This is a genomic window from Pseudomonas sp. NFACC39-1, from assembly GCF_900110355.1.
Lineage (GTDB): Bacteria > Pseudomonadota > Gammaproteobacteria > Pseudomonadales > Pseudomonadaceae > Aquipseudomonas > Aquipseudomonas tehranensis.
Map to the genome: position 1 here is coordinate 1 of NZ_FODL01000028.1, position 15,578 is coordinate 15,578.

Below are 15,578 nucleotides of genomic sequence, written 5' to 3' on the forward strand. Positions count from 1 at the left end.
TCAAGACCATCGCGATGGAAGACGGTCTGCGTTTCGCTATCCGTGAAGGCGGTCGTACCGTCGGCGCTGGCGTCGTAGCCAAAGTCATCGAGTAAACGGTTGTAATGTCTTTTTCAGGCCGGCATAATGGTCGGCCTGATTTTGTTTTAGGTCAGTAGCTCAATTGGCAGAGCGACGGTCTCCAAAACCGTAGGTTGGGGGTTCGATTCCCTCCTGACCTGCCAGATTCACTTGGTGTGTCTGGCTTTCTTTTCACAGGATCTTCATAGATGACTCCTAAAGCTGAAGCTCAAGGCTCTCGCTTCGATCTGCTCAAGTGGCTAGTGGTAGTCGCTTTGGTGGTTGTTGGCGTTGTTGGCAATCAGTATTACTCTGCTTCGCCGATCCTGTACCGTGTACTTGCATTGCTTGCTATCGCCGCTGTTGCTGCTTTTGTGGGGCTGCAAACGGCTAAAGGCAAGTCTTTCTTCGTACTCGCTAAGGAAGCTCGCACCGAGATTCGTAAAGTCGTATGGCCGACTCGCCAAGAAACCACGCAGACCACGTTGATCGTTGTGGCTGTTGTTCTGGTAATGGCGTTGCTGTTGTGGGGGCTCGATTCCCTGCTCGGCTGGCTTGTTTCCTTGATTGTTGGCTAAGGGTGTCCCGTGGCTAAGCGTTGGTACGTTGTGCATGCTTACTCGGGTTACGAGAAGCATGTCATGCGCTCGCTGGTAGAGCGCGTAAAGCTGGCTGGCATGGAAGATGGCTTTGGCGAGATTCTGGTCCCCACTGAAGAAGTGGTTGAGATGCGTAATGGCCAGAAGCGCAAAAGTGAACGCAAGTTCTTTCCAGGCTACGTGCTAGTACAGATGGATATGAACGAAGGGACTTGGCACTTGGTCAAGGATACCCCTCGGGTGATGGGCTTCATCGGCGGTACCGCTGACAAGCCTGCACCGATTACAGATAAAGAGGCAGAAGCGATTCTGCGTCGCGTCGCTGATGGTAGCGATAAGCCGAAGCCAAAAACGCTGTTTGAGCCAGGTGAAGTTGTTCGCGTCACTGATGGTCCATTCGCTGATTTTAATGGCACGGTTGAAGAAGTTAACTACGAAAAGAGCCGGATCCAAGTGGCTGTGCTCATTTTCGGTCGCTCTACTCCGGTAGAGCTAGAGTTCAGTCAGGTCGAAAAGGTCTGATTGAACAGGCATCCCAACCCCGCAGCCCTAGGCTGTGGGGTTTTGTCGTCACTGGGATAAACGCGCAAGTAACCGGGGAGCCTTTCGAGGCGCTAGAACCCGTAATTGGAGTGCCTCATGGCCAAGAAAATTACCGCTTACATCAAGCTGCAAGTGAAGGCCGCTCAGGCTAACCCAAGCCCACCTGTTGGTCCTGCCCTGGGTCAGCACGGCGTGAACATCATGGAATTCTGCAAGGCCTTCAACGCCCGTACTCAGGGTCTTGAGCCAGGTCTGCCAACTCCAGTGATCATCACTGTCTACAGCGACCGTAGCTTTACCTTCGAAACTAAAAGCACCCCTGCTTCGGTTCTGCTGAAGAAGGCTGCAGGTTTGACCAGCGGTTCCGCTCGTCCAAACACCGTTAAGGTTGGCACCGTTACCCGTGCTCAGCTGGAAGAAATCGCGAAAACCAAAAACGCGGATCTGACTGCAGCTGATATGGATGCAGCCGTGCGTACTATCGCCGGTTCTGCTCGTAGCATGGGCCTTAACGTGGAGGGTGTGTAATGGCTAAGCTGACCAAGCGTCAAAAGGCTATCGCCGGCAAAATCGAAGCAGGCAAGGCCTACAACTTTGTAGACGCCGCCGCACTGCTGGCCGAGCTGTCGACTGTCAAGTTCAGCGAGTCGTTCGACGTTGCTGTAAACCTGGGTGTTGACCCGCGTAAATCCGACCAGGTCGTTCGTAGCGCTACCGTGCTGCCACACGGCACTGGCAAGACCGTTCGTGTAGCTGTTTTCACCCAGGGCCCAGCAGCTGAGGCTGCTCTGGCTGCTGGCGCTGATCGCGTAGGCATGGACGATCTGGCTGCTGAAATGAAAGGCGGCGACCTGAACTATGACGTAGTTATCGCATCCCCGGATGCCATGCGCGTTGTGGGTCAGTTGGGTCAGATCCTCGGTCCACGTGGTCTGATGCCTAACCCTAAAGTCGGCACCGTAACGCCAGACGTAGCCACCGCGGTTAAAAACGCCAAGGCTGGTCAGGTTCGTTATCGCACCGACAAGAACGGCATCATTCACACCTCCGTTGGCAAGATCGGCTTCGACGCCGTCAAGCTGAAGGAAAACGTAGAAGCCCTGATCGCTGATCTGAAGCGTATCAAGCCAGCTTCTTCGAAAGGTATCTACGTCAAGCGCGTTACCCTGAGCACCACTATGGGCCCAGGTCTGGTCATCGATCAGAGCTCGCTCGACGCGTAAGACTCAGATTGGCGCAAGCGATTGCGCCAATCAAAAAATTGGGGTCCCTGCCTGGCGGGGGCTGTCCAAGACCGTAGGCGACGAAAGTCTTAAACCACAAGCCTACGCAGATGGTGCTCCCGGTTCCTTACCGAATCAGACACCAAAACGACATTCGGTTTCGACCGGATGAAACGGTAACAAGCAGGAGTTAAACCCGTGGCAATTAAACTCGAAGACAAGAAGGCCATCGTCGCTGAAGTCAACGAGGCTGCCAAAGCTGCCCTGTCCGCTGTCGTGGCTGATGCCCGTGGCGTAACAGTAGGCGCTATGACCGGACTCCGTAAAGAGGCTCGTGAAGCTGGCGTTTACGTACGCGTTGTACGTAACACCCTGCTCAAGCGCGCTGTTGCTGACACTGAATACAGTGTCCTCAACGACGTGTTCACCGGCCCGACCTTGATTGCATTCTCGAAAGAACATCCGGGCGCTGCTGCTCGCATCTTCAAAGAGTTCGCAAAAGGTCAGGACAAGTTCGAGATTAAGGCAGCTGCGTTCGAGGGCAAGTTCCTCGCAGCTAACCAGATCGACGTACTGGCAACTCTGCCGACCCGTGACGAAGCAATTTCTCAGCTGATGAGCGTGATGCAAGGCGCAACCAGCAAATTGGCTCGTACCCTGGCGGCACTGCGCGACCAGAAAGAAGCTGCCGCAGCCTAAGGCTCGACACTCCTTTCCGCGTTTTTTGTTTATTTCGATGGTCGCGTAGGCCGTCCCCCAATTCAGGAATTTAGTTTCATGACTATCTCTCAAAACGACATCCTCGAAGCCGTAGCCAACATGTCCGTAATGGAAGTTGTTGAGCTGATCAAAGCTTTCGAAGAAAAATTCGGTGTTACCGCTGCTGCTGCTTCCGCTGGTCCAGCTGTTGCTGCTGCCGTTGCTGAAGAGCAAACCGAATTCAACGTCATGCTGACCGAAGCTGGCGAGAAGAAAGTAAACGTGATCAAGGCAGTACGTGAACTGACCGGTCTGGGCCTGAAAGAAGCCAAGGCTGTAGTTGACGGCGCTCCTGCCATGGTTCTGGAAGCTGTTGCCAAAGACGCAGCTGAAAAAGCCAAGGCCGCTCTGGAAGAAGCAGGCGCTAAAGTCGAGCTGAAGTAAGCATCGACTTTGCGTCTCCAGCCCGAGCGTTAAGCGACAGGCTGATGGCTGGTGGCTCTTGCCACCGGCCTTTTTCCGTTATTGGCAGCCGACTGGGTCGGTGCCTATAGCGAGCTGTATCCACCCGATGTGGTGGCGCAAACCATGGGGTTTGCACGATTTTCTGGCTGCTCCCGTCGGGAGGGGCCAAACAAGCAGGTGACCAAGCTGGGGAACGCTGATGGCTTACTCATATACTGAGAAAAAACGTATCCGCAAGGACTTTAGCAAGTTGCCGGACGTCATGGATGTGCCGTACCTCCTGGCCATCCAGCTGGATTCGTATCGTGAATTCTTGCAAGCGGGAGCGACTAAAGATCAGTTCCGCGACGTGGGCCTGCATGCGGCCTTCAAATCCGTTTTCCCGATCATCAGCTACTCCGGCAATGCTGCGCTGGAGTACGTCGGTTATCGCCTGGGCGAACCGGCATTTGATGTCAAAGAATGCGTATTGCGCGGTGTGACTTACGCCGTACCTTTGCGGGTAAAAGTGCGCCTGATCATTTTCGACAAAGAGTCGTCGAACAAAGCGATCAAGGACATCAAAGAGCAAGAAGTCTACATGGGTGAAATCCCCCTGATGACTGAGAACGGTACCTTCGTAATCAACGGTACCGAGCGTGTAATCGTTTCCCAGCTGCACCGTTCTCCGGGCGTGTTCTTCGACCACGACCGTGGCAAGACGCACAGCTCCGGCAAACTGCTTTATTCCGCGCGCATCATTCCTTACCGCGGCTCGTGGTTGGACTTTGAGTTCGACCCGAAAGACTGCGTATTCGTGCGTATCGACCGTCGCCGCAAGCTGCCTGCATCGGTACTGCTGCGCGCGCTCGGCTATACCACTGAAGAAGTGCTGGACGCGTTCTACACCACCAACGTCTTCCATGTGCAAGGTGAAAACCTCAGCCTGGAACTGGTGCCTCAGCGCCTGCGCGGTGAAATCGCTGTCCTCGATATCCAGGATGATAAAGGCAAGGTTATTGTCGAGCAGGGTCGTCGTATCACTGCTCGCCACATCAACCAGCTGGAAAAAGCCGGGATCAAAGAGCTGCAGGTGCCTCTGGACTACGTCCTGGGTCGCACCACCGCCAAGGTCATCGTGCACCCGGCCACTGGCGAAATCCTGGCAGAGTGCAACACCGAGCTGAACACCGAGATCCTGGCAAAAATCGCCAAGGCCCAGGTTGTTCGCATCGAGACTCTGTACACCAACGATATCGACTGCGGTCCGTTCATCTCCGATACGCTGAAGATCGACTCCACCGGCAACCAGCTGGAAGCCCTGGTCGAGATCTATCGCATGATGCGTCCTGGCGAGCCGCCAACCAAAGACGCAGCCGAGACCCTGTTCAACAACCTGTTCTTCAGCCCTGAGCGTTATGACCTGTCTGCGGTCGGCCGGATGAAGTTCAACCGTCGTATCGGTCGTACCGAAATCGAAGGTTCGGGCGTGCTGAACAAGGACGACATCGTTGCGGTGCTCAAGACTCTGGTCGACATCCGGAACGGCAAGGGCATCGTCGATGACATCGACCACCTGGGTAACCGTCGTGTCCGCTGCGTAGGCGAGATGGCCGAGAACCAGTTCCGTGTTGGCCTGGTGCGCGTAGAGCGTGCGGTCAAGGAACGTCTGTCGATGGCTGAAAGCGAAGGCCTGATGCCGCAGGATCTGATCAACGCCAAGCCAGTGGCTGCCGCGGTGAAAGAGTTCTTCGGTTCGAGCCAGCTGTCTCAGTTCATGGACCAGAACAACCCGCTGTCGGAGATTACCCACAAGCGTCGTGTATCTGCACTGGGCCCGGGCGGTCTGACCCGTGAGCGCGCAGGCTTCGAAGTTCGTGACGTACACCCGACTCACTACGGTCGTGTATGCCCGATTGAAACGCCGGAAGGTCCGAACATCGGTCTGATCAACTCGCTGGCAGCCTATGCTCGCACCAACCAGTATGGCTTCCTCGAGAGCCCGTACCGTGTGGTGAAAGAAGGTCTGGTGACCGACGAGATCGTGTTCCTGTCCGCAATCGAAGAGGCCGATCATGTGATCGCTCAGGCTTCGGCGACCATGAACGAAAAAGGTCAGCTGATCGACGAGCTGGTAGCTGTTCGTCACCTGAACGAGTTCACCGTCAAGGCGCCAGAAGACGTCACCTTGATGGACGTTTCGCCCAAGCAGGTTGTTTCGGTGGCCGCGTCGCTGATTCCGTTCCTCGAGCACGACGACGCCAACCGTGCGTTGATGGGCTCGAACATGCAGCGTCAAGCTGTACCGACCCTGCGTGCCGACAAGCCGCTGGTAGGTACCGGCATGGAGCGTAACGTTGCCCGTGACTCCGGCGTTTGTGTCGTGGCTCGTCGTGGTGGCGTGATCGATTCCGTCGATGCCAGCCGTATCGTGGTTCGTGTTGCCGATGACGAAGTTGAAACTGGCGAAGCCGGTGTCGACATCTACAACCTGACCAAATACACCCGCTCCAACCAGAACACCTGCATTAACCAGCGTCCGCTGGTGAGCAAGGGTGATCGGGTTCAGCGTAGCGACATCATGGCCGACGGCCCGTCCACCGATATGGGTGAACTGGCATTGGGCCAGAACATGCGCATCGCGTTCATGGCATGGAACGGCTTCAACTTCGAAGACTCCATCTGCCTGTCCGAGCGTGTTGTTCAGGAAGACCGCTTCACCACGATCCACATTCAGGAACTGACCTGTGTGGCTCGTGACACCAAGCTTGGCCCAGAGGAAATCACTGCGGACATCCCTAACGTGGGTGAAGCTGCACTGAACAAGCTGGACGAAGCCGGTATCGTTTACGTAGGTGCTGAAGTAGGCGCAGGCGACATCCTGGTTGGTAAGGTCACTCCGAAAGGCGAGACTCAACTGACTCCGGAAGAAAAACTGCTGCGTGCCATCTTCGGTGAAAAAGCCAGCGACGTTAAAGACACCTCCCTGCGTGTGCCTACCGGCACCAAGGGTACCGTCATCGACGTACAAGTCTTCACCCGCGACGGTGTAGAGCGTGATGCTCGTGCACTGTCTATCGAGAAGACTCAACTCGACGAGATCCGCAAGGACCTGAACGAAGAGTTCCGTATCGTTGAAGGCGCAACTTTCGAGCGTCTGCGCTCCGCTCTGGTCGGCCACAAAGCCGAAGGCGGCGCCGGTCTGAAGAAAGGTCAGGAAATCACCGACGAAGTTCTCGACGGTCTTGAGCATGGTCAGTGGTTCAAACTGCGCATGGCTGAAGATGCTCTGAACGAGCAGCTCGAGAAGGCCCAGGCCTATATCGTTGATCGCCGCCGTCTGCTGGACGACAAGTTCGAAGACAAGAAGCGCAAACTGCAGCAAGGCGATGACCTGGCTCCAGGCGTGCTGAAAATCGTCAAGGTTTACCTGGCAATCCGTCGTCGCATCCAGCCGGGCGACAAGATGGCCGGTCGTCACGGTAACAAGGGTGTGGTCTCCGTGATCATGCCGGTTGAAGACATGCCGCACGATGCCAATGGCACCCCGGTCGACGTCGTCCTCAACCCGTTGGGCGTACCTTCGCGTATGAACGTTGGTCAGATCCTTGAAACCCACCTGGGCCTCGCGGCCAAGGGCTTGGGCGAGAAGATCAACCGTATGATCGAAGAGCAGCGCAAGGTCGCTGACCTGCGTAAGTTCCTGCACGAGATCTACAACGAGATCGGCGGACGCAACGAAGAGCTGGATACCTTCTCCGACCAGGAAATCCTGGATCTGGCGAAGAACCTGCGCGGCGGCGTTCCAATGGCAACTCCGGTGTTCGACGGTGCCAAGGAAAGCGAAATCAAGGCCATGCTGAAACTGGCAGACCTGCCGGAAAGCGGCCAGATGCAGCTGTTCGACGGCCGTACCGGCAACAAGTTCGAGCGCCCGGTTACCGTTGGCTACATGTACATGCTGAAGCTGAACCACTTGGTAGACGACAAGATGCACGCTCGTTCTACCGGTTCTTACAGCCTGGTTACCCAGCAGCCGCTGGGTGGTAAGGCGCAGTTCGGTGGTCAGCGTTTCGGGGAGATGGAGGTCTGGGCACTGGAAGCGTACGGTGCTGCCTACACTCTGCAAGAAATGCTCACAGTGAAGTCGGACGATGTGAACGGCCGGACCAAGATGTACAAAAACATCGTGGACGGCGATCACCGTATGGAGCCGGGCATGCCCGAGTCTTTCAACGTGTTGATCAAGGAAATTCGTTCCCTCGGCATCGATATCGATCTGGAAACCGAATAACACGTGACGCGAATCGAGAGCGGGGCTGTTTTGCCCGCTCTCTGCTCCGCCAGGAGGAAAGGCCTTGAAAGACCTACTGAATTTGCTGAAAAACCAGGGTCAAGTCGAAGAGTTCGACGCCATCCGTATCGGATTGGCCTCGCCTGAGATGATCCGTTCGTGGTCGTTCGGTGAAGTTAAAAAGCCGGAAACCATCAACTACCGTACGTTCAAACCTGAGCGTGACGGCCTGTTCTGCGCCAAGATCTTTGGCCCGGTAAAGGATTACGAGTGCCTGTGCGGTAAGTACAAGCGCTTGAAGCACCGCGGTGTTATCTGCGAGAAGTGCGGCGTTGAAGTCGCGCTGGCAAAAGTTCGTCGTGAGCGCATGGCGCACATCGAACTGGCCTCGCCGGTTGCCCACATCTGGTTCTTGAAATCGCTGCCGTCCCGTATCGGCTTGCTGATGGACATGACCCTGCGTGATATCGAACGCGTTCTCTACTTCGAGAGCTATGTCGTTATCGACCCGGGCATGACCACCCTTGAAAAAGGTCAGCTGCTCAACGACGAGCAGTACTTCGAAGCGCTGGAAGAGTTCGGCGACGATTTCGATGCCCGCATGGGTGCCGAAGCTGTCCGTGAACTGCTGCACGCGATCGACCTGGAGCACGAGATTGGCCGTCTGCGTGAAGAAATTCCGCAAACCAACTCCGAAACCAAGATCAAGAAGCTGTCCAAGCGTCTGAAGTTGATGGAAGCCTTCCAGGGTTCCGGCAACCTGCCAGAGTGGATGGTGCTGACCGTTCTGCCGGTTCTGCCGCCAGACCTGCGCCCGCTGGTTCCGCTCGATGGCGGTCGTTTCGCGACTTCCGACCTCAACGATCTGTATCGTCGAGTGATCAACCGTAACAACCGCTTGAAGCGCCTGCTTGATCTGTCCGCTCCGGACATCATCGTGCGCAACGAAAAGCGTATGTTGCAGGAAGCTGTCGATGCACTGCTCGACAACGGTCGTCGTGGCCGCGCTATCACCGGTTCGAACAAGCGACCTCTGAAATCCCTGGCTGACATGATCAAGGGTAAGCAGGGTCGTTTCCGTCAGAACTTGCTCGGTAAGCGTGTTGACTACTCCGGTCGTTCGGTTATTACCGTAGGCCCGACCCTGCGTCTGCACCAGTGCGGTCTGCCTAAGAAAATGGCTCTGGAGCTGTTCAAGCCGTTCATTTTCGGCAAGCTGGAAATGCGTGGTCTCGCTACCACCATTAAAGCGGCCAAGAAGATGGTCGAGCGCGAACTGCCAGAAGTCTGGGACGTTCTCGCTGAAGTGATTCGCGAACACCCCGTGCTGCTCAACCGTGCACCGACCCTTCACCGTCTGGGTATCCAGGCGTTTGAACCGGTACTGATCGAAGGTAAGGCTATCCAGCTGCACCCGCTGGTCTGTGCTGCGTACAACGCCGACTTCGACGGCGACCAAATGGCCGTGCACGTGCCGCTGACGCTGGAAGCCCAGCTCGAAGCGCGCGCGTTGATGATGTCCACCAACAACATCCTGTCGCCAGCCAACGGTGAGCCAATCATCGTTCCGTCGCAGGACGTTGTATTGGGTCTGTACTACATGACTCGTGAAGCGATCAACGCCAAGGGCGAAGGTCGTGTGTTCGCGGATCTGCAGGAAGTTGACCGTGTGTTCCGTGCCGGCGAAGCCGCACTGCACGCCAAGGTCAAAGTGCGGATTAACGAAACCGTGAACGATCGTGATGGCGGCAGCGTGACCAACACTCGTATCGTCGACACCACTGTCGGCCGTGCGCTGTTGTTCCAGGTTGTGCCAAAAGGCCTGTCCTTCGACGTCGTCAACCTGCCGATGAAGAAAAAGGCGATCTCCAAGCTGATCAACCAGTGCTACCGCGTGGTTGGTTTGAAAGAGACCGTGATCTTCGCTGACCAGTTGATGTACACCGGTTTTGCCTATTCGACCATTTCCGGTGTTTCCATCGGTGTTAACGACTTCGTTATCCCGGATGAGAAGGCCCGCATCATCGGTGCTGCCACCGAGGAAGTGAAAGAGATCGAAAGTCAGTACGCCTCCGGCCTGGTCACCCAGGGCGAGAAGTACAACAAGGTAATCGACCTCTGGTCCAAGGCGAACGACGAAGTTTCCAAGGCGATGATGGCCAACCTCTCGAAAGAGAAAGTCATCGACCGTCATGGCAACGAAGTCGATCAGGAGTCCTTCAACTCGATGTACATGATGGCCGACTCGGGCGCACGGGGTTCTGCTGCGCAGATCCGTCAGCTCGCCGGTATGCGTGGCCTGATGGCCAAGCCGGACGGTTCCATCATCGAGACCCCGATTACAGCAAACTTCCGTGAGGGTTTGAGCGTACTTCAGTACTTCATCTCTACGCACGGTGCTCGTAAGGGTCTTGCGGATACCGCGTTGAAAACTGCGAACTCCGGTTACCTGACCCGTCGTCTGGTAGACGTTGCGCAGGATCTGGTTGTGACCGAGATCGATTGCGGCACCGAACACGGCTTGGTAATGACGCCGCACATTGAAGGCGGTGACGTTGTAGAGCCGTTGGGTGAGCGCGTATTGGGTCGTGTCATTGCCCGTGACGTATTCAAGCCTGGTACCGAGGACGTCATCGTTCCTGCCGGCACTCTGGTTGACGAGAAGTGGGTCGAGTTCATCGAACTCAACAGCATCGACGAAGTGATCGTGCGTTCGCCGATCAGCTGCGAAACCCGCTATGGCATCTGCGCCAAGTGCTACGGTCGCGACCTGGCTCGTGGTCACCAGGTGAACATTGGTGAAGCGGTCGGCGTTATCGCTGCCCAGTCCATCGGTGAGCCGGGTACCCAGCTGACAATGCGTACGTTCCACATCGGTGGTGCGGCCAGCCGGACCTCCGCAGCCGACAGTGTTCAGGTGAAAAATGGCGGTACTGTCCGTCTGCATAACCTCAAGCACGTAGAGCGCGTGGACGGTCACCTGGTGGCTGTATCGCGTTCCGGTGAGCTGGCAATCGCTGACGACTTCGGTCGTGAGCGCGAGCGTTACAAGCTGCCGTACGGTGCTGTAATTTCGGTCAAGGAAGGTGACAAGGTCGACGCTGGCGCCATCGTCGCCAAGTGGGATCCGCACACCCACCCGATCGTGACCGAAATGAAAGGTACCGTGACCTACGTGGGCATGGAAGAAGGCATCACGATCAAGCGTCAGACCGACGAATTGACCGGTATGACCAACATTGAAGTACTCGACGCAAAAGATCGTCCAGCGGCTGGCAAGGACATCCGTCCGGCCGTGAAGATGGTCGATGACAACGGCAAGGATCTGTTGCTGCCAGGTACTGACGTAATCGCTCAGTACTTCCTGCCAGCCAACGCCCTGGTCGGTGTTGCGGACGGTGCGCGGATCGCGATCGGTGATGTTATCGCTCGTATCCCGCAGGAAACTTCGAAAACCCGCGACATCACCGGTGGTCTGCCGCGTGTTGCCGACCTTTTCGAAGCTCGTCGTCCGAAAGAGGCCTCGATTCTGGCTGAAGTCAGCGGCACCATCGCGTTCGGTAAAGAGACCAAGGGCAAGCGCCGTCTGGTCATCACTCCGAACGACGGTAGCGATCCGTACGAAGAGCTGATTCCGAAGTGGCGTCACCTGAACGTCTTCGAAGGCGAACAGGTAAACCGCGGCGAAGTTATCTCCGACGGCCCGAGCGATCCACACGACATCCTGCGTTTGCTGGGTGTGAGTGCGCTGGCCAAGTACATCGTGAACGAGATCCAGGACGTTTACCGTCTGCAAGGCGTGAAGATCAACGACAAGCACATCGAGACCATCCTGCGTCAGATGCTGCGTAAAGTTGAGATCGCTGAATCCGGCGATTCGAGTTTCATCAAGGGCGACCAGATGGAGCTGACTCACGTGCTGGTGGAAAACGAGCGCCTGGCGACGGAAGACAAGTTCGTCTCCAAGTTCACTCGCGTGCTGCTGGGTATCACCAAGGCGTCGTTGTCTACCGAATCGTTCATCTCGGCGGCGTCCTTCCAGGAAACCACCCGTGTATTGACCGAGGCGGCGGTAACCGGCAAGCGCGATTACCTGCGCGGCCTGAAAGAAAACGTGGTTGTGGGTCGTCTGATCCCGGCCGGTACCGGCTTGGCCTATCACAGCGAGCGCAAGCGTCGTCGTGATGCAGACAAGCCGTTGCGCGTAAGCGCCAGTGAAGTGGAAGCTGCACTGACCGAAGCACTGAACTCGAGCGGTAACTGAGTTCTGCGGTAATTAAGTGCCTGGCCCTGGTCATCCCGTTTGCTGGATCGAGACAAATTGTCGAGATCCGGCGGGCGGGGAGGTCGGGGCCTTGCCTTGACTGGGAACAAGATCCTCTTTAGACTCTTGATCCCCTAAATTTGGCGGGAATTCGTTCCTGCCATTTTGCTTTTCTTGTAAGACAATAGCGTCGCAAGACAACAGTGGAGCTAGTAGATGGCAACTATCAACCAGCTGGTACGTCAGCCGCGTAAGCGTATCGTCGAGAAATCCGACGTGCCTGCGCTGCAGAACTGCCCGCAACGTCGTGGCGTATGCACCCGTGTGTATACCACCACGCCGAAAAAACCTAACTCGGCACTGCGTAAAGTATGCCGTGTGCGTCTGACCAACGGTTTCGAGGTTTCCTCGTACATCGGTGGTGAAGGCCACAACCTGCAAGAGCACAGCGTGGTACTGATCCGTGGCGGTCGTGTAAAAGACTTGCCAGGTGTTCGTTACCACACCGTTCGCGGTTCTTTGGATACTTCCGGCGTTAAAGGTCGTAACCAGGGTCGTTCGAAGTACGGTACCAAGCGTCCGAAGTAATCGGCCGTTTTGCAGTTTTTCATTTTATTGAGTCGATAAGAGTAAGGTCGGGCACGCATTAGCTGTCCCGGGCTAACCTGAAGACCGTTTGAGGGCTTATCAATGCCAAGACGTCGCGTAGCAGCCAAACGTGAGATTCTGGACGATCCGAAATACGGAAGCCAGATTCTCGCCAAGTTCATGAACCACGTAATGGAAAGCGGCAAGAAAGCCGTTGCCGAGCGTATTGTTTATGGCGCACTGGACAAAGTTAAGGAACGCAAGAACAGCGATCCCCTGGAAATCTTCGAGAAAGCTCTCGACGCCATCGCTCCGCTGGTCGAAGTGAAGTCGCGCCGTGTAGGCGGTGCTACTTACCAGGTTCCGGTCGAAGTTCGTCCGTCCCGTCGTAACGCCCTGGCAATGCGCTGGTTGGTAGACTTCGCCCGCAAGCGCGGTGAGAAGTCCATGGCTCTGCGTTTGGCCGGCGAACTGTTGGACGCTGCTGAAGGTAAAGGTGCTGCAGTTAAGAAGCGTGAAGACGTGCACCGTATGGCTGAAGCCAACAAGGCTTTCTCGCACTACCGCTTCTAATTCTAGCGTCACTCAATTTGCGAGGGCTTTATGGCTCGTACTACACCGATTAATCGCTACCGTAACATCGGTATCGTTGCCCACGTGGATGCTGGTAAAACCACCACCACTGAGCGCGTCCTTTTTTACACTGGCAAAAGTCACAAGATGGGCGAGGTGCATGATGGCGCCGCGACCACCGACTGGATGGTGCAGGAGCAGGAGCGTGGTATTACCATTACTTCTGCTGCCATTACCGCCTTCTGGAAGGGTTCCGAGAAGCAGTACAAGGACGAGCACCGCTTCAACGTCATCGACACCCCGGGTCACGTAGACTTCACCATTGAAGTTGAGCGTTCCCTGCGTGTACTCGACGGCGCTGTGGTTGTGTTCTGCGGTACCTCGGGTGTTGAGCCTCAGTCGGAAACCGTATGGCGTCAGGCCAACAAATACGGCGTTCCGCGTCTTGTTTATGTAAACAAGATGGACCGTGCTGGTGCCAACTTTCTGCGCGTGATCGGTCAGATCAAGCAGCGTCTGGGTCACACTCCGGTGCCGATCCAGCTGGCTATCGGTTCTGAAGACAACTTCCAGGGCCAGATCGATCTGATCAACATGCAGGCTGTCTACTGGAACGACTCTGACAAGGGTATGGTTCCTGTTCGCAAGGACATCCCTGCAGAGTTGCTGGAAGAAGCCGAGAAGTGGCGTGGCAACATGGTAGAGGCTGCGGCCGAAGCCAACGAAGAACTGATGAACAAGTACCTTGAGGGTGAAGAGCTCACCAACGAGGAAATCAAGGCTGCTCTGCGTCAGCGTACTATCGCTGGCGAAATCGTCTTGGCTGTTTGCGGTTCTTCCTTCAAGAACAAGGGTGTTCCCCTGGTTCTCGACGCCGTTATCGACTTCCTGCCTGCACCGACCGACATTCCAGCCATCAAGGGTACCGACCCGGATGACGAGACTGTCGAGCTGGAGCGTCATGCAGACGACAACGAGCCGTTCTCGGCTCTGGCGTTCAAGATCGCTACCGACCCATTCGTGGGTACCTTGACCTTTGTTCGGGTTTACTCGGGCGTGTTGAACTCCGGCGACGGCGTGATCAACTCTGTAAAAGGCAAGAAAGAGCGCGTGGGTCGTATGGTGCAAATGCACGCAAACGCCCGCGAAGAGATCAAGGAAGTGCGCGCTGGCGACATCGCGGCCTTGATCGGCATGAAGGACGTCACCACGGGTGAGACTTTGTGCAACGGCGACAAGCCAATCATCCTGGTTCGCATGGACTTCCCGGAGCCGGTTATTTCGGTTGCCGTTGAGCCGAAAACCAAGGATGACCAGGAAAAAATGGGTATCGCTCTGGGCAAGCTTGCCCAGGAAGATCCATCTTTCCGCGTTAAGACTGATGAAGAGACCGGTCAAACGATCATCTCTGGCATGGGCGAGTTGCACCTGGACATCCTGGTTGACCGGATGCGCCGTGAGTTCAACGTCGAAGCCAACATCGGCAAGCCTCAGGTTTCCTATCGTGAGCGCATCACGAAGAACTGTGAAATTGAAGGCAAGTTCGTTCGCCAGTCCGGTGGTCGTGGCCAGTTCGGTCACTGCTGGATTCGCTTTGCGCCGGCTGACGAAGGTCAGGAAGGTCTGCAATTCGTGAACGAAGTCGTAGGTGGTGTGGTTCCTAAGGAATACATCCCAGCGATCCAGAAGGGTATCGAAGAGCAGATGAAGAACGGCGTTGTTGCCGGCTATCCGCTGATCGGCCTGAAGGCGACTGTGTTCGATGGTTCTTACCACGACGTCGACTCCAACGAGATGGCGTTCAAGGTGGCTGCCTCCATGGCGACCAAGCAGCTGGCCCAGAAGGGCGGTGGTGAGTTGCTTGAGCCGATCATGGCGGTAGAGGTTGTTACGCCTGAAGACTACATGGGTGATGTCATGGGCGACCTTAACCGTCGTCGTGGCATGATTCTGGGTATGGAAGATACGGTTTCCGGCAAGGTCATTCGTGCCGAGGTTCCGTTGGGTGAAATGTTCGGTTACGCAACCGACGTTCGTTCCATGTCTCAGGGTCGCGCGAGCTACTCTATGGAATTCAAAAAATACAATACAGCTCCGTCGCATATCGTCGAAACTGTTACCAAAAAGCAAGGCTGATTCAGCCCTTTAAGCTAGGAGTTAATTGTCGTGGCTAAAGAAAAATTTGAACGGAACAAACCGCACGTCAACGTTGGCACCATCGGTCACGTCGACCACGGTAAAACCACGCTGACCGCTGCTCTGACCCGTGTCTGCTCCGAAGTTTTCGGTTC

Annotated in this window: 12 protein-coding genes, 1 tRNA gene and 1 pseudogene; all 14 read left to right on the forward strand. The window is 55.9% G+C overall.

Going from position 1 to position 15,578, the window contains the following annotated elements:
• Positions 1-95, forward strand: a pseudogene (locus BMY45_RS26940) (elongation factor Tu); the annotation flags it as partial.
• Positions 96-148: 53 nt separating this feature from the next.
• Positions 149-224, forward strand: a tRNA-Trp gene (locus BMY45_RS26945).
• Between the two features lie 45 nt (positions 225-269).
• Positions 270-638, forward strand: a complete 369-nt coding sequence (secE, locus tag BMY45_RS26950; protein ID WP_003186101.1) for a preprotein translocase subunit SecE — start codon at positions 270-272, stop codon at positions 636-638.
• A gap of 9 nt (positions 639-647) precedes the next feature.
• The gene (gene nusG, locus BMY45_RS26955) at positions 648-1,181 is read left to right on the forward strand and encodes a transcription termination/antitermination protein NusG (RefSeq protein ID WP_003186097.1); all 534 of its coding nucleotides are present in this window, start codon (positions 648-650) and stop codon (positions 1,179-1,181) included.
• A 117-nt stretch (positions 1,182-1,298) separates the two neighbouring features.
• Positions 1,299-1,730, forward strand: coding sequence for a 50S ribosomal protein L11 (gene rplK / locus BMY45_RS26960; RefSeq protein WP_003176435.1), 432 nt, complete (start codon positions 1,299-1,301; stop codon positions 1,728-1,730).
• A complete protein-coding gene (rplA, locus tag BMY45_RS26965; protein WP_003186095.1) occupies positions 1,730-2,425 on the forward strand; it encodes a 50S ribosomal protein L1 in 696 nt (231 codons plus the stop codon). The genes rplK and rplA overlap by 1 nt, the downstream gene beginning before the upstream one ends.
• Positions 2,426-2,623: 198 nt before the next feature.
• Positions 2,624-3,124 (forward strand): 50S ribosomal protein L10, encoded by a 501-nt coding sequence (gene rplJ / locus BMY45_RS26970; protein ID WP_092403435.1) that lies wholly within the window; start codon positions 2,624-2,626, stop codon positions 3,122-3,124.
• Positions 3,125-3,202: 78 nt separating this feature from the next.
• Entirely contained in the window at positions 3,203-3,568 is a 366-nt protein-coding gene (gene rplL / locus BMY45_RS26975) for a 50S ribosomal protein L7/L12 (protein ID WP_092403437.1), read from the forward strand.
• A gap of 220 nt (positions 3,569-3,788) precedes the next feature.
• Entirely contained in the window at positions 3,789-7,862 is a 4,074-nt protein-coding gene (gene rpoB / locus BMY45_RS26980) for a DNA-directed RNA polymerase subunit beta (RefSeq protein WP_092403439.1), read from the forward strand.
• Between the two features lie 64 nt (positions 7,863-7,926).
• Positions 7,927-12,126, forward strand: coding sequence for a DNA-directed RNA polymerase subunit beta' (gene rpoC / locus BMY45_RS26985; RefSeq protein WP_047230482.1), 4,200 nt, complete (start codon positions 7,927-7,929; stop codon positions 12,124-12,126).
• A gap of 216 nt (positions 12,127-12,342) precedes the next feature.
• Positions 12,343-12,714, forward strand: a complete 372-nt coding sequence (gene rpsL / locus BMY45_RS26990; protein ID WP_003186084.1) for a 30S ribosomal protein S12 — start codon at positions 12,343-12,345, stop codon at positions 12,712-12,714.
• 102 nt (positions 12,715-12,816) lie between these two features.
• Positions 12,817-13,287: a 30S ribosomal protein S7 gene (gene rpsG, locus BMY45_RS26995; RefSeq protein ID WP_003186074.1), complete on the forward strand. Its 471-nt coding sequence runs from the start codon at positions 12,817-12,819 to the stop codon at positions 13,285-13,287.
• A 30-nt stretch (positions 13,288-13,317) separates the two neighbouring features.
• Positions 13,318-15,423 carry an elongation factor G gene (fusA, locus tag BMY45_RS27000; protein ID WP_092403441.1) on the forward strand — a complete coding sequence of 702 codons (2,106 nt, stop codon included), beginning with the start codon at positions 13,318-13,320 and terminating at the stop codon, positions 15,421-15,423.
• A gap of 30 nt (positions 15,424-15,453) precedes the next feature.
• A partial coding sequence (locus tag BMY45_RS27005) for a GTP-binding protein (RefSeq protein WP_007925961.1) occupies positions 15,454-15,578 on the forward strand: 125 nt, incomplete at its 3' end.

What these genes read in the sequence shown, in the direction of transcription:
- rplK (WP_003176435.1), top strand. Translation starts at nt 1,299, where the DNA reads ATGGCCAAGAAAATTACCGCTTACATCAAGCTGCAAGTGAAGGCCGCT.
- rpsG (WP_003186074.1), top strand. Translation starts at nt 12,817, where the DNA reads ATGCCAAGACGTCGCGTAGCAGCCAAACGTGAGATTCTGGACGATCCG.
- rplA (WP_003186095.1), top strand. Translation starts at nt 1,730, where the DNA reads ATGGCTAAGCTGACCAAGCGTCAAAAGGCTATCGCCGGCAAAATCGAA.
- rpsL (WP_003186084.1), top strand. Translation starts at nt 12,343, where the DNA reads ATGGCAACTATCAACCAGCTGGTACGTCAGCCGCGTAAGCGTATCGTC.
- fusA (WP_092403441.1), top strand. Translation starts at nt 13,318, where the DNA reads ATGGCTCGTACTACACCGATTAATCGCTACCGTAACATCGGTATCGTT.
- secE (WP_003186101.1), top strand. Translation starts at nt 270, where the DNA reads ATGACTCCTAAAGCTGAAGCTCAAGGCTCTCGCTTCGATCTGCTCAAG.
- rpoB (WP_092403439.1), top strand. Translation starts at nt 3,789, where the DNA reads ATGGCTTACTCATATACTGAGAAAAAACGTATCCGCAAGGACTTTAGC.
- rplL (WP_092403437.1), top strand. Translation starts at nt 3,203, where the DNA reads ATGACTATCTCTCAAAACGACATCCTCGAAGCCGTAGCCAACATGTCC.